Annotated in this window: 11 protein-coding genes and 1 pseudogene; 3 read left to right on the top strand and 9 right to left on the bottom strand. The window is 67.3% G+C overall.

Translation table 11 applies throughout. The annotated features are described in order from the left end of the window. Nucleotides 1-146 precede the first annotated feature (146 nt). Nucleotides 147-1,664, top strand: coding sequence for a WD40 repeat domain-containing protein (locus tag VFG33_RS41035; RefSeq protein ID WP_325058457.1), 1,518 nt, complete (start codon nt 147-149; stop codon nt 1,662-1,664). Between the two features lie 12 nt (nt 1,665-1,676). Here VFG33_RS41035 and groL read toward each other — a convergent pair whose 3' ends face one another. The 8 genes from groL to VFG33_RS40995 are packed head-to-tail and all read right to left on the bottom strand — an operon-like array spanning nt 1,677 to nt 10,467. Continuing rightward, nucleotides 1,677-3,368, bottom strand: coding sequence for a chaperonin GroEL (gene groL, locus VFG33_RS41030; RefSeq protein WP_325058456.1), 1,692 nt, complete (start codon nt 3,366-3,368; stop codon nt 1,677-1,679). Between the two features lie 28 nt (nt 3,369-3,396). Further along, entirely contained in the window at nt 3,397-4,422 is a 1,026-nt protein-coding gene (locus VFG33_RS41025) for an NAD(P)-dependent alcohol dehydrogenase (protein WP_325058455.1), read from the bottom strand. After that, nucleotides 4,422-5,135, bottom strand: coding sequence for an iron-sulfur cluster assembly protein (locus VFG33_RS41020; protein ID WP_325058454.1), 714 nt, complete (start codon nt 5,133-5,135; stop codon nt 4,422-4,424). The genes VFG33_RS41025 and VFG33_RS41020 overlap by 1 nt, the downstream gene beginning before the upstream one ends. Beyond that, nucleotides 5,135-6,178, bottom strand: a complete 1,044-nt coding sequence (locus tag VFG33_RS41015) for an amidohydrolase family protein (RefSeq protein ID WP_325058453.1) — start codon at nt 6,176-6,178, stop codon at nt 5,135-5,137. The genes VFG33_RS41020 and VFG33_RS41015 overlap by 1 nt, the downstream gene beginning before the upstream one ends. A 13-nt stretch (nt 6,179-6,191) precedes the next feature. Beyond that, nucleotides 6,192-6,566 (bottom strand): propane 2-monooxygenase effector subunit MimD, encoded by a 375-nt coding sequence (mimD, locus tag VFG33_RS41010; protein WP_325058452.1) that lies wholly within the window; start codon nt 6,564-6,566, stop codon nt 6,192-6,194. Further along, on the bottom strand, nt 6,563-7,744 hold the full coding sequence (locus tag VFG33_RS41005; RefSeq protein WP_325058451.1) for a ferritin family protein: 1,182 nt from the start codon (nt 7,742-7,744) through the stop codon (nt 6,563-6,565). Before VFG33_RS41005 ends, mimD begins: the two co-directional genes overlap by 4 nt. Continuing rightward, nucleotides 7,741-8,814, bottom strand: coding sequence for an NADH:ubiquinone reductase (Na(+)-transporting) subunit F (locus VFG33_RS41000; RefSeq protein ID WP_325058450.1), 1,074 nt, complete (start codon nt 8,812-8,814; stop codon nt 7,741-7,743). Before VFG33_RS41000 ends, VFG33_RS41005 begins: the two co-directional genes overlap by 4 nt. Before the next feature lie 3 nt (nt 8,815-8,817). Beyond that, nucleotides 8,818-10,467: a ferritin family protein gene (locus tag VFG33_RS40995; RefSeq protein ID WP_325058449.1), complete on the bottom strand. Its 1,650-nt coding sequence runs from the start codon at nt 10,465-10,467 to the stop codon at nt 8,818-8,820. A 185-nt stretch (nt 10,468-10,652) separates the two neighbouring features. Here VFG33_RS40995 and VFG33_RS40990 point away from each other — a divergent pair, with 185 nt between their 5' ends. Then, nucleotides 10,653-12,449 (top strand): sigma-54-dependent Fis family transcriptional regulator, encoded by a 1,797-nt coding sequence (locus VFG33_RS40990; protein WP_325058448.1) that lies wholly within the window; start codon nt 10,653-10,655, stop codon nt 12,447-12,449. 48 nt (nt 12,450-12,497) lie between these two features. Next, nucleotides 12,498-13,481, top strand: a complete 984-nt coding sequence (locus VFG33_RS40985) for a cation diffusion facilitator family transporter (RefSeq protein ID WP_325058447.1) — start codon at nt 12,498-12,500, stop codon at nt 13,479-13,481. Here the strand turns inward: VFG33_RS40985 and VFG33_RS40980 are convergent. Further along, a pseudogene (locus VFG33_RS40980) lies at nt 13,478-13,754 on the bottom strand (3-beta hydroxysteroid dehydrogenase); the annotation flags it as partial. The gene VFG33_RS40985 and the pseudogene VFG33_RS40980 overlap by 4 nt on opposite strands.

The raw sequence follows: 13,754 nt of genomic DNA, 5'->3' as shown, positions 1-13,754 counted from the left end.
GGCCGGCACCGCGCCGACTCCTTGATCCGCACCCCCCGAGTGATCCCCGCGACCTGCCCCACCCAACCTCCCGGGTGAGCCGACAGTTATCGTATGGTGGCACACAGTTACCAGCCTTTCGGCTTCTGCGCACCTCGGGGACATTGATGAAGAAGGCAGTTCTGGCAGTTGTCACGGCAGCGGCTGTGATCGCGGCGACGCTGATCCCGGCGGGCCCACCGGTAGGGGCGGCGACGTCGGGATTCGGCTCGGCCGTGTCCGCGATCAAGCAGTCCTCCTGGCAGACCGACGACAGCGTGAACGCGCTCGCCGTCGCCGGTGGCATCGTGTACGCCGGCGGCCTGTTCACCCGGATCCGGCAACCCGGCAAAGCACCGGGTCAGGGCGAAGCGACCCGGACCTACATCGCCGCGTTCAACCGCACCAGCGGGGAGCCCACGACGTTCGCGCCGGAGCTCGACGGTGCTGTCTGGAGCATTGCCACGACCGCCGACGGCAAGTTCGTCGTGATCGGCGGCGACTTCACCACGGTCGACGGCGTGCGCCGCGAGCACATTGCGATGTTCAGCGTCGCCACCAACAAACTGGTGGACGGCTGGGACCCAGCGGTCAGCTACCGGGTGGCGGCACTCGCGATCTCCGGCAACAGCGTCTACCTGGGCGGCTCGTTCGGCGAGGTGGACAACGTGGTCCGCAACCGGCTTGCCGCGGTGACTCTGAACACCGGCGCCCTGTTGCCCTGGGATCCGGACGCGGACGACGACGTCCACGCGATCGACCTGTCCGATGACGGCACCCGCGTCTTCGTCGGTGGCGGTTTCACGACGCTCAAGGACGTCGACCATTTCGCGTTGGCGATGGTGAACACCACCACCGGCGCCGCCTACTCGATGCCGGCCGCCGCGGCCATCCCGCCGCCGACGGACGAGTGCACCAGCCGGGTCAAGGACATCGACACACTCGGCAGCAAGGTCTTCGTCGCCAATGCCGGCAGCGGCGACCGCTGCTACGACGGCGTGCTCGCCGCTGACGTGTCGACCGGGAAGCTGCTGTGGAAGAACAACTGCCTGGGTTCGACCGAGGCGATCAAGGCCATCGGCAACTGGGTCTACAAGGGTTCGCACGCGCATGACTGCAGCACGGCCGGCGGCTTCGGCGACGGGACCGGCATGCACCATCTGCTGGTGGAGGGCGCCGTCAACGGCAAGCTCGGCCCCTGGTTCCCGAACACCGACGCGGGCGGAACCACCCTGGTCGGACCGCTGGCGTTCGCTTCGGGCGGCAACGACCTTTGGGTCGGTGGCGACTTCACCCGAGTGAACGGCGTACCCCAGCAGGGCCTCACCCGGTTCACCAATGCCGCGGGCGGTTCCCAGCCGGGCGCGCCGGTCACACCGAAGGCGTCCAGCACCCGCGCCAACACGGCGACGGTCAGCTTCCCGACGGTGGTCGACGCGGACAACATCTCGTTGACCTACACGCTCTTCCGAGGCAAGACGAAGGTCGGCAGCTGGACACGTTCGTCCTACTCGTGGGCAGCACCGGTGATGACGACCTTCACCGACACCGGCGTGAAGAGCGGCCAGGCGATCAGCTACCACGTCGAGGTGACCGACGGCCGCAACACCAGGAAGAGCGCGGCCACCGCACTCAAGGTCCGCTGACGCCGGCGGCTCTCAGGCGACCGAAGGGCCCAACCCCAGGGATTGTGGCGTGCTGGAGTCCGGTGACGGCTGGTGCAGGCCTTCGTCGAGGGGGCCGAACTCGGTCATCAGCGCGGCGCTCCCGCCCCACGGAGTCTGCTCCTCGGCGATCAGGGTGTTGGTGGTCAACAGCAGGCCGGCCACCGACGCCCCGTTCTGCAGGGCCGATCTGGCCACCCTGAGCGGGTCGACGATACCCATCTCGAGCATGTTCCCGTACCGGCCCTCGAGCGCGTCGAACCCGTCGTCCGGACCGAGTTGGCTGATCCGCTCCAGCACCTCCTCACCGTTGTAACCCGCGTTGGTCGCGATCAGGTAGGCCGGTTCACGCAGCGCGCGCCGGACGATCTCCACACCCGTGGCGTAGTCGTCCTTCACCTCGAGATCGTCCAGTGCCGACGCCGCGTGCAGGATCGCGACCCCGCCACCGGCGACGATCCCCTCGGCCATCGCCGCCCGGGTCGCCGAGAGCGCGTCCTCGACGCGGTGCTGCAGTTCCTTCAGCTCGGCAGGGGTCGGTGCTCCGACCTGGATCACCGCGACCTTGCCGGACAGGGCGCCGATCCGCTCGGTCAGCACGTCCTCGTCGACCCCGAACGTCGCTCGTTCCAGCTCGGCCCGGAGCTGGGCGAGCCGGAAGGCGACATCCTGCTCATGGCCGGCGGAGGCGACGATCGCGGTCCGGTCGGCGGTGACGCGGACCTGGTCGGCCCGGCCGAGCTGCTCGGTGGTCATCGTCTCCAGCGTGAATCCCGAGTGCCGGCTGAGCACCGCGCCGCCGGTGATCGCGGCGATGTCCTCCAGCTTGTGCAGCCGCCGGTCGCCGAATCCCGGTGCCTTGACGCCGACGCACTGGAAATGCCCGTTGACGTGGTTGTGCACGAGCATGCTGAGCGCCGTACCCTCCAGGCTCTCGGCGATGATCACCAGTGGCCGCGGAGCCCGCATGATCTTGTCCAGCAGCGGCATCAGCTCCTGCACCTTGGTGATCTTCTCGCTGCACAGCAGGATGTAGGGGTCGTCGAGCACCGCCTGCAGACTGCCCGGGTCGGTCACCATGTACGGCGACAGGTAGCCGTTGTCGAACTCGAATCCCTCGACGAAGTCCACCCGGATCCCGTGCGCGGCCGACTCCTCGACCGTCACGATGCCGCCGTCGCCGACGGAGTACAAGGCATTGGCGATCACCGCGCCGACCTGGTTGTCGTCGTTGGCCGAGATCGCCGCCACCCGGGCGAAGTCCTGCTCGGTGACGACCGGGTGCACGACCTGGCGCAGCCGCTCGACCAGGCGCGCGACCGCGATGTCGATGCCGCGCTTGACCAGCACCGGGTTGCCGCCGGAACCGATCGCCAGCATGCCCTCGCGGACGATCGCGTGGGCCAGCACGGTCGCGGTGGTGGTGCCGTCGCCGACGATGTCGTTGGTCTTGATCGCCGCTTCCTTGACCAACTGGGCGCCCATGTTCTCGAACTGGTTCTTCAGGTGGATCTCCCGGGCGATGGTGACCCCGTCGTTGGTGACCACCGGTGAGCCGGTGATCTTCTCCAGGATCACGTTGCGGCCTTTGGGGCCAAGCGTCGACTTCACCGCCTCTGCCAGCTGGTCCACGCCGGCCAGCATCAGCTCACGCGCTTCTGCACCGAATCGCAGTTCCTTGGCCATCGGTTCCTCCTCCTTCAGAACGGTGGTGCTAGGGAACGAGAATCGCGCGGCCCCGGACCCGGCCGGCATCGAGATCCGCGATCGCCTCGACGGCGGAGTCCAACGGATAGGTCCGGGTGTGCAGCGTGACCTTCCCGGCCTGCGCGAGTGCCATCAGCTCGGCCAGGTCGTTGTAGGTGCCCACGATGTTGCCGATGATGTTGCGCTCGGTGGAGATGATGTCCAGGGTCGGGATCCGCAGTTCGCCGCCGTACCCGATCACGAAGTACGAGCCGTTCGGAGCGGTCATCGCGAAGCCGTCCTGTTCGGCGCCCTGCTCGGCGACGAAGTCGAGTACGACGTTCGCGCCCGCCCCGCCGGTCAGGTCCTGGACGGCCTGCACCTGGTTGCCGTCAGCGACGACCGTGTGGTCGGCGCCGAGCTGCTCGGCGAGCTTCAGCGCCTCCGGGTTGCGGTCCACCACGATGATCGTGGTGGCGGTGAGGGCGGCCAGGCACTGGACGCCGATGTGACCCAGCCCGCCCGCGCCGATCAGCACGCAGGTGGTTCCGGGGTACAGCAGCGGGATCGCCTTGCGGACCGCGTGGTACGCCGTGATGCCGGCGTCGGCGAGCGCCGCGACGTCCTGCGGCTGGGTCTTCGGGTCGAGCTTCACGCAGGCGCGAGCGGAGGTGAGCAGGTACTCCGCCATCCCGCCGTCGCTGTCCAGTCCGGGGAAGGTACTGACCGCGCAGTGCATGTCATCGCCGGCCCGGCAGGCGTGGCAGAGCCCGCAGGTGGGTGTCGGGTGCAGGATCACGGTGTCGCCGACAGCCACGTTGGTGACGGCGGAGCCGATCTCGTGGACCCAGCCGGCGTTCTCGTGGCCGATCGTGTAGGGCAGCGTCGGCTGCATCGCGTCCGCCCACTGACCCTCGATGATGTGCAGGTCGGTGCGGCAGACCCCGGCGCCGCCGATCTTGACGACGACGTCCAGCGGGCCCTTGATGCTCGGTTCCGGAACGTCCTCGACCACTGGTTGCTGGTGATATCCGTGCAGTCGAACGGCCTTCATCACTCGTCCTCCTCCTCACCCGCACCGATCGTGCCGTACCGGTGGCGCAGCATTCCCCGGCAGATGCCGGTGTTGGCCTCGATCCCGACCTTGGCCAGCCGTGCCCTGCCCAGGTGCAGCGACACCGCGGCACCGGTGATGGGGTCACCGGTGCCGGGGTCGACGAGCAGGGGAGCGGAGGGGTCGGCCCGAAGGCCTAGCTCAGCCCGCCGCCGGCACAGCCTCTCCAGCTGTGCCGACGGGGGCGTTTCCCCGATCGTCAGGGTCGCCAGCGCCGCCGGGTCCAGACCAGCGGCCAGAAGCGGACGACAGACCTGGTCGGTGCCTGCGAGCACCGCCTTGGACAGGAATGTCCGCCGTAACTCGTCCAGCTCGCCGACCGCCTCGCCCGCGAACGAGACGGCGAAACCGGCCCGTGCCGCCACCCCGGCGTTGATCTCCGCCGACGCGAAGTGGTCCTCCAGGGCGACGTCGGCGCTGCGCACCTCCGGCAGCGCCGACACCACGTCGTACGCGTCCGCGACCATCAGGAACGCGAAGTTCGGCGCGCAGAAGTACGTCGGCAGCCGGAGCCGGACCCGGACGTCACCGGCCGCCGACACGATGCACTCCGAAACGAAGCCGAGCGTGGTGATCGGCTCGTCCAGCTCAGGGTCGCGGACCGCGTCGAGCGCGGTGAGGACCCGGGACCGCTCCGCGACGGCCGCCGTCATTACTGCGTGACCAGCTTCGCGTCGTCCTGCGCGGCCGGGGCGGCGTCCGCGAGTTGCAGCTCGTCAGGCACCTTGAGGTCGTACAGCTTGGCCGCGTTCAGCCCGAGGATCTTCTTCTTGCCCTCGACGCCGAGCCGGGGATAGTCCGCGAACTCGGGGGCGTCGGGGAACTCCCAGTCGACGAAGCCCTCGATCTGCCACTTCGGTTCCCAGATGCCGTAGTCGCTGCCGAACGTCATCTTGTCCTCGCCGACCCAGAACAGCAGCTCGCCCATCACCTTCGCGAAGAAGTGCGGCCGGGCAGCCATCAGACCACCGATCACCACCGACAGTCCGGCGTACACGTTGGGCTCCTGGGTCGCCATGAAGCAGAAGTCCTCGATCCGCGGCAGCCCGACGTGCTCGACGATGAAGTTGAGCTCGGGGAAGTCGGTCGCGGCGTGGTCGACGTCGGACACGTCGAACGCGTCCTTGTCCAGCGGCCAGATGGTGGGGCCCTTGTGGACGTGGATGTTCTTGATCCCCAGCTCCTGGGCCTTCTCCAGGTACCGGTACGCCGCGGGGTCGGTGAGCTTGTAGCCGCGCGACCCGTTGTTCCACTCGGCCGTGTAGAGCTTGACGCCCCTCGAGCCGTACCGGTCGACGTTCGCCTTCAGCTCGACCAGGCCGTTGTCTCCGTCCCGCGGGTCGAACCTGGTGTTGAGGACGAACATCCCGGGGTGTTTCTCACCGAGGCCGGCGTTCTTCTCGGTGGTGTTGAACCCTTCCGTGTACCACTCCTTCAGGTACGTCGGCTGGAAGATCGCCACGTCCACGTAGCCGTCCTCGAAGACGTCCTTCATCAGGTCGTCCTCGGTGTAGCTCATGAACTTCTCGATCGGCCAGTGGGTCTCCTTCGGGGCCAGGCTCTGGTAGGCGTGGAAGCACTCGATCCACCCCTTGGCGTACTGCTCCGCGCCCGGCACCCAGTTGTCCGGTCCGGCGTTCCAGAAATGCATGTGGCTGTCGACCACGAAGTACTTCTCGCCGTTCTTCTCGTACACGGTGTGACCCCCTCTACTTGGACGCGGTCAGGTCGAAGCCGAGGTACTCGGCGGCGTCCTCGGGGTTGGCGACCATGATCGTGCGGTCGTCGAGATGGATCATCCGGCCGTAGTGCGTGGACATGTTCTCCTCGAACTCGGCGGCGTCGAAGTAGCCCGGCTCCTCGCCCAGCGCCTCGGAGATCTCGTCGTAGTTGACCTCCATCTTGCCGACCGCGTCGACCCTGATCATCGACGGCAGCGGCGTCACGGTGACGTTGTCCTTGTGGCTCATCACCTCGGCGACGACGGCGCCGACCTGGTTGTTCATCAGGGTGAAGCCACACCGGTTGGACGCGGTGCTGTCGGACTTGAACGGACTCTCTGAGGTGGTGAAAGCGGTGGTCACTGTGCCAGCTCCTTGGGCTCGGTGAGGCCGAGTCCGGTGACGATGCCGCTGAAGCGGCTCTTCGCCCGGTCCAGCCCGTCTTCGAATCGTGGCGGCTTGGTGTCCGGCTGCGACCAGAGCGGTTGCATCGTGCGGGCCGCCTCGATCGAGCGTGTCGTCCAGTTGGACAGCCAGTCCTGCAGGATCGCCTTGTTGTGGTCGGCGAACTCCTTGTCGGCGGTGAGCAGTTCGAACATCGCCCTGGTGTAGCGCAGGTCGCGCTCGGCGAAGTCGTACTCCGCCGCGCCGACGACGGTCGGCGTCACGAAGTCGCCGTTGCCGGGGGAGGCCTGCTGGACCAGTTGGCTGCGGAACAGTTCGCCGACGAGCGGTTCGAACACGACGTTGGCGGCGAAGATGGCCTCGCACCAGTCGTCGATCGCGGTGAGCCGCTCGGCCACGTCACGCACGCCCTGCCAGGCCGGGTCGGAGTTCCACGTCTCCAGGTGCGCAGTACCGTCGAAGTCGTCGAGCTCCTCGCTCAGGGTGAGGTTGTAGAGCGCGAGGTCCTGCGCCGCGCGGATCCGGTGCATGCTGTTCACCGCGATCGCGTTGTTGTGCATGTTGGTCGGAGCCCGCCGGTTCGCGTTCGCGAACAGGTAGAGACCCAGGCCCTGGTCCACATGCATCCACGCGCCGACGTGCTGCTCGATGAAGCGGATCCAGTTGCGGTTCCACTGCCGGAAGGCGTCGGACTGCCGGGCCGCCTCGATGTTCTGGTTGAGCTGCCGGACGACGTTGGAGTTGTACCGGTACAGCGTCATCTCCCATTCCTCGTTCGGGTCCCGGAACTCGTGCCAGCCGGTGGCCGGCCAGTCGTAGCCCTTGCCGCCTGTGCCGGGACCGCGGGCCGGCTCCGGCCGGTCCGAGCCCCAGGCCTTCAATGCGGTCCAGTCCAGCGGATAGCCACCGAGGCCGTCGGCGAATCCGTACAGCCAGCCCTGGCTGAGGTAGTGCCGCGGATCCGGCTGCACCTCGACGGTGACGTCCTCGTAGTGGCTCTGCTTGCGCTTCTGCGGCGTGTAGTAGTTGTAGCGGCGAGCCGTCGAGTCCGGGAACGCCTTGGCACCGGCCTCGGCGTCGGTGAAGACCGGTTTCGGCACGCTCCGTGCTTGGGGGGAGTCCTGTGTGGTCGTCATCTGGCTTCTGCCTCCAGCGCCTCGGGATCACCGGCGTCGCCGGTGGTGGTGAACTTGTCGTAGAAGATCCGCTTCTGCGCGACGCCCAGCCGTTCCAGCAGGGGTAGCGCGGCCTCGACCATCGGCGGCGGACCGCACACGTACGCGTCGACGCCGGCCAGGTCCTGCTCGTGCCGGGCGACGACATCGGTGATCAGGCCGATCTCGCCCTTCCACTCGTCGTCGTCGGCCGGCTCGGACAGCGCCGGTACATAGGAGAAGTTCGGCAGCGTGGCCGCCAGTGTCCGGAGCTCCTCGTCGAAGCAGAGGTCGCGCTTGGCGCGCGCCCCGTAGTAGTAGGTCGCGGGGCGGTCGATGGCCCGCTCGGCCATCGACCGCAGCAGCGCCAGGATCGGCGCCATCCCGGCTCCGCCGCCGAGGAAGACCAGCCGGGCGCCAGGGTTGTCCCGCAGCGTGAAGACCCCGAACGGTCCGGTCAGGTCGAGCCGGTCGCCGACCGACAGCCGCTCGGCCAGGTGCGACGAGAACACGCCGCCCGGGTAGATCTTGATCACGAACTCGAGCAGTCCACCGTCCCGGCTGGACGTGTTCGCCATCGAGAACGACCGGGTCGCCTCGGATCCCGGTACCGCGAAGTCGAGATACTGGCCCGGGAAGAACTTCAGTTCCCCGGGTTCCAGCAGCCGCAGTACCAGGTGCCGCATGTCGTGGGTGACCGCGTCGTTCGCGACCACCTCGGCGACGGCCTCCTGGATCGGCAGCCCCGAACGGATCATGTCCTCGTCGTAGTTGAGCAGCTCGATCGTCAGGTCCTCGTACGGATGGGCCCGGCAGAGCAGGGTGTAGCCCTCGTCCAGCTCGTACTCGGGCAGCGCGAACGTCGAGTACCGCTCGAGCTCGATGTCGTCACCGTCGAGCACGAACGACTTGCAGGAGGAGCATTGCCCCTCCTTGCAGCCGTGCATCAACATCACGCCCTGCTCGGCCGCGGCCCGCAGGATCGTCTGTTCCTCGTCGACCTCGATCTCGATGCCGACGGGCTCGAACCGGACGACGTGCTTGTCTCCCATGATTCAGTTGTCGACAGGTGCCCGGCCGGCGGGGCCACCGCGCACGTACCTCGCCGCGAACGCGTTCCGCTCGGTGTCGCTCATCTCGTTGAGCAGCACGTTCGGGCTCTGCAGCGGTGGGCAGCGCCGGAGGTGGTCCAGGGTCCACATCTTGTCCGGGTTCAGATCGAGATGCGGTTGCGCGACCATCGTCTTGCCGTCGTCGCGGACGAATCCCATGTCGGACACCACGTCGGCCCAGTTCCAGCCGTGGTAGAGCGTCTCCCACTCACGGTGGCCGATCAGCTTGCCCATGTTCGGGGTCTGCCGGCCCTGGTACGTCGGGCGGAACGCGGTCTCGTCGGTCCACTTGCACATCTCGTGGCAGTACGTGCGCCACTGACCGTCGACCTTCGCCATCACCATGTCCTCGCGGACCAGGCATGGCACCATGCAGGTCCAGCAGCGGTGCGGGTACTCGTAGTCGACGTCCTCGAACACGATCGGGTTGTGCCCGTTCGGCTTCGACAGACGGTTGTAGTTCTCCCACCAGGCGCCGTACTTGTCGTACCAGCCCGGGTACTTGAACTCGAACCACTCGAAGTCCTTGTCCGTCATCGGGTCGATCCGCCAGTAGTTGGCGAGCCAGCCGGTGGCGAAGAACTGTGCGACCTCGTGCACGTAGCCCTTGTTCCAGATCTGGTTCCAGGACTCCTCGATCAGGTCGTGCGGAATCTCCAGACCGTACTTCTCCAGCGGCACCAGGTAGCTGCGGTAGTAGTCGTCGTAGATCCAGCGACGCCACATCTCGGCGTAGCTCTCCCGGTCCTTGCGACGGTCCTTGGTGCCGTACTCGATGAAGGTGCCGATCGCCGCGTCGACGACGCGGTGGTTGTTCCACCAGGCGTACCGCAGGTCGCGGGCGAGCAACTGGTGGTTTCCTTCGTCGGCCAGCGCCATCAACAGGGTGGCGTAGCCGTTGCTGATGTGTCGCGACTCGTCCGACTGCACAGAGTGGAAGACGGTCGGCAGCAGGTAGTCGCCGTTCGCGGCCGCCTCGGCGGGCATCGCGACGAACAACGTGTTGGTGAAGGCGGTCTCGGCCACGATGGTGAGGTAGATGCTCGCCGCCGTGATCGCGTCACCGGTGATGAAGCCTTCCGCGAACTGCCGGCCGATGGTGCCGCAGTAGTCGTTCTGGAAGTTGCGCAGGCTGGAGTTGAAGCCCGCCGGGTCGATGTAGTTGTTCATGTACAGGCGCTTGAGGTTCTGCTGGATCGTCGAGTGCCTGACCTCGTCGATCATCTGGATCGCCTGGCCGTTGTGCAACTCGGGGTTCGGTACCGTGCGGAACAGCAGCGGCATCGCCCGGGCCGCGGAGATCTCCGGCAGCGGGATGATGCTCAGGAACAACTTCTGCCACTCCAGCCAGCGCTCCTGCACCTGGCGGAACATGTTGCCGCGGATGGCGCCGTCGGCGGCGCCGTACACCCGGTGGTCCTTCTCTTCCTGCATCGGGAAGTACGACCGCAGGACCTGCTTCAGCGGGTCCTTCTTCTGAGCCTTCTGGAACGAGTAGTCGGTCCCGTACTGCGAGACTGGCTCGTGGTATGCGGGCTCCCAGGACAGTTCCTGGATCTTCTGGTGGGCCTTCGCCACACTCTGGCGACTCATGGCACTCCTCACGCTAGCTGTGGCCGCTGAGGGCGTGGGCTGAGCCCACGTCTTGGTTGCGTTTGAAGTACATCGCCGTGCCGCAGGGCGGGAGGTCTCAAATTGAGACAGATCAGGTGAGCCCCGAGGTGATGGAAGAACGCCTGCGAAGCACTAGTCTGCAAACAGCGATGCCAGGAGGCCTCGTGGACGAACTGGAACATGTATCAGGCGACGGCGGTAGCCGGGTTGCCGAGGCCAGGCTGCGTTTTCTGACCTACGACGCCTTCCCGGTCGGTGACGTACGCCGTCCGGTCCTCGCGTCCTGGGTACGGTCCCGGCGGTGGAACCTGCCGGCCGACCGGATCGACCTGCCGTACGTCGCGGACCCCGATCTCGACCTGCCCCTGGCTCGTAGTGCGACCCCGGTTCTGCGCCGGCTGCACGAGTATCTCGACGGACAGCCGATCAGCATCATCCTGACCGAACGCAACGGGATGGTGCTTCGACGGCTGACCGCCGATGCAGAGTTGAGCAGGCACCTGGACCGGGTCAACCTCGCCCCGGGCTTCAGCTACTCCGAGCAGTTCGCCGGGACGAACGGCATCGGCACGGCCCTCGAGCGCGGTGCCCCGACGCACGTTTTCGGGCACGAGCACTATGCGGAGGACCTGGAAGATCTTGCCTGTGCCGGAGTACCGATCAAACACCCGATCACCGGCAAGACGGTCGGCGCCATCGACCTCACCTGCTGGCGCAAGGACGCCGGATCGCTGCTGATCACGCTGGCCAAGTCCACGGCCGACCAGATCCGTGCGGCACTGCTGACGGACTGTTCGGCCCGGGAGCAGGAGTTGCTCCAGGAGTACCTGCTGGCAGGGCGCCGGTCCGGCGACATGCTGCTCGCGGTCAACGACGATCTGTTGCTGATGAACGCCAAGGCACGGCAGAACCTCGACGCCAGCGATCAGGCCGCCGTCCTCGCCCACGCCTCCGACATCCTGGGCCGCGCAGGCGCCAACGCGGTGGCGGTCGAGCTGCCGAGCGGGCGACGGGTCCGCATCACCTGCAAGCCGGTACCCGAGGGTCGACGGGGCGCCGGCGCCGTCATCCAGATCACCCAGCAGCCGGCCGGCCAGAATCTGATGAGTGTCAGTGCGAACCGGCCGCCACCCCGCCCGGGGCTGCCAGGCATCGTCGGCCGGAGCGCACCCTGGATCGCCACCAGCCGGGACGTGGACAACGCCTACCGCGCCCTGCAATGGATCGTGCTCAGCGGCGAGCCGGGAGCCGGGAAGCTGGCGCTGGCCAGGGCGGCCCATCAGCAGAACAACCCGGCCGGAACGTTCCGGGTGGTCGATGCCGGCGTCGCCCAGGATCACTTCGCGGCCGACCTCGAGGCGGAACTGGCCGACGACACCGTCCAGGCGCTGGTGATCCGCCACGCCGAGCGGCTCGGCTCGCTCCGGCTCGACGAACTGGTCGGCGCCTTGTACAGCGGACGCGAGCGCCGGCTGTCGGAACCGCCGTGGGTCGCGCTGACGCTGACGACCGGAGGCTCGAACCAGCTCGATCTGAGCGAGTTGCTGACGCTGTTCCCCAGCACCGTCGACGTGCCACCGCTGCGGCACCACATCGACGACGTTCGCGAGCTGGTCCCGTACTTCCTGAGCCAGTTGAGCCACGGCGACCTGAGATGTTCGCCGGAAGCGATGCAGCAGCTGCTGCGATCAGCCTGGCCGGGCAACACCGAGGAACTGCACCAGGTCTTGAAACAGGTTGTCCAGCACCGGCGACGGACCGGCATCATCTTGCTGGCCGATCTGCCTGCAGACCTGCAAGCGATCAGCCGCCGGAGTCTCAGCCAGCTGGAAGCACTTGAGCGCGACGCGATCATCCGGAGCCTCCTCGACAACAACGGCAACCGGGGTGACGCCGCTCGGTCGCTGGGGATGTCCCGGGCGACGATCTATCGCAAGATCCACGACTACGGGATCCGGTGAGCCGAGTCTTTCGGCCAGACGCCTGCCGAATTGTGCTACCACTGGCGCATGGAAGAACCGGCCGGGGAACGCGTCTCCCATGACCTGCTCGGGTCGAAGACCACAGGAGAATCCGAGAGCCTGACGACGGTCCTGGTCGCCTTCGTCGTCAACATCCTGATCGCGCTGGCGAAATCGTTCGCGGCCGTCCTGACCGGGTCCGCTTCGATCCTGGCCGAAGCGGCGCACTCGTGGGCCGACGCCGGCAACGAGGTGTTCCTGCTGATCGCCAACCGGCGGTCCAGCCGCCCGCCGGACGACCTGCATCCGCTCGGCCACGGACGCGAGGCCTACGTCTGGTCGCTGTTCGCCGCCCTCGGCCTCTTCGTGGCCGGTGCGGCGGTGTCGATCACCCACGGCATCCAGTCGCTCGTCACCCCCGAGCCGGCTGACGACTTCGTGATCGGGTACGTCGTCCTCGCCGTCTCCTTCGTCCTCGAGGGGATCTCGTTCCTGCAGTCGACCCGCCAGGCCCGCGCGGAGGCCCGCACCCTGGAGCGAGACCTGATCGAACATGTTCTCGCCACCTCCGACCCCACCCTGCGAGCCGTGTTCGCGGAGGATGCCGCGGCACTTTCCGGTCTGGTGATCGCCGCCGCCGGCCTGTTCGCCCACCAGCTCACCGGTTCCTCGATCCCGGATGCGGTCGGCTCGATTCTGGTCGGCGTACTGCTCGCGTACGTCGCGCTGCTCCTGATCAACCGCAACCGGCGATTCCTGGTCGGGCAGGAGGCGGATCCCCGGGTCCGCGCCGCCGCGCTCCAGGCCCTGCTGGACGCCCCTGAGGTCGCCCGGGTCACCTATCTGCGGCTGGAGATCGTCGGCCCGCGGATGATCTCGGTCATCGGTGATGTCGACCTCACCGGTGACGACAGCGAGTCGCACGTCGCCGTCCGACTGCGAGCGCTCGAGGCGAAGATCAGCGCTTCGCCCGCGGTCGCCGGCGCAGTACTGAGTCTGTCCGCTCCTGACGAGCCGGCACTGGAGCCTTAATTGAAGTAGTGCTCGTCTGCCAGTTCGTCGAGCAGACCTGGGTGCGTCGGGTGCCAGTCCAGCAACTTGCTGGTCTTGACCGCCGTCGTCGGGTTGTCCATGGCAGCGAACTGTGCCAGGAAACCGAGGTACTCGGCCGCCTCCTCCGCCTCGATCGAGCGAGCCGGTACGTCGAGTCGGTGGCCGATCGTCTCGGCGATGTGGCGGAATTCGATGCCCTCGTCACCGACAGCGTGCAGGCGGTTGCCGGCCGGCGCAGATTCGAGTGCGAGC

Source organism: Kribbella sp. (assembly GCF_035687465.1).
In the GTDB taxonomy this organism is placed as follows: Bacteria; Actinomycetota; Actinomycetes; order Propionibacteriales; family Kribbellaceae; genus Kribbella.
This window is presented reverse-complemented; position numbering and strand designations above follow the sequence as displayed.

Bases quoted from the DNA above. Each gene is read 5' to 3' on its own strand.
- VFG33_RS41035 (WP_325058457.1), top strand. From the start codon at position 147: ATGAAGAAGGCAGTTCTGGCAGTTGTCACGGCAGCGGCTGTGATCGCG.
- groL (WP_325058456.1), bottom strand. From the start codon at position 3,368: ATGGCCAAGGAACTGCGATTCGGTGCAGAAGCGCGTGAGCTGATGCTG.
- VFG33_RS41025 (WP_325058455.1), bottom strand. From the start codon at position 4,422: ATGAAGGCCGTTCGACTGCACGGATATCACCAGCAACCAGTGGTCGAG.
- VFG33_RS41020 (WP_325058454.1), bottom strand. From the start codon at position 5,135: ATGACGGCGGCCGTCGCGGAGCGGTCCCGGGTCCTCACCGCGCTCGAC.
- VFG33_RS40995 (WP_325058449.1), bottom strand. From the start codon at position 10,467: ATGAGTCGCCAGAGTGTGGCGAAGGCCCACCAGAAGATCCAGGAACTG.
- VFG33_RS40985 (WP_325058447.1), top strand. From the start codon at position 12,498: ATGGAAGAACCGGCCGGGGAACGCGTCTCCCATGACCTGCTCGGGTCG.
- VFG33_RS41000 (WP_325058450.1), bottom strand. From the start codon at position 8,814: ATGGGAGACAAGCACGTCGTCCGGTTCGAGCCCGTCGGCATCGAGATC.
- VFG33_RS41005 (WP_325058451.1), bottom strand. From the start codon at position 7,744: ATGACGACCACACAGGACTCCCCCCAAGCACGGAGCGTGCCGAAACCG.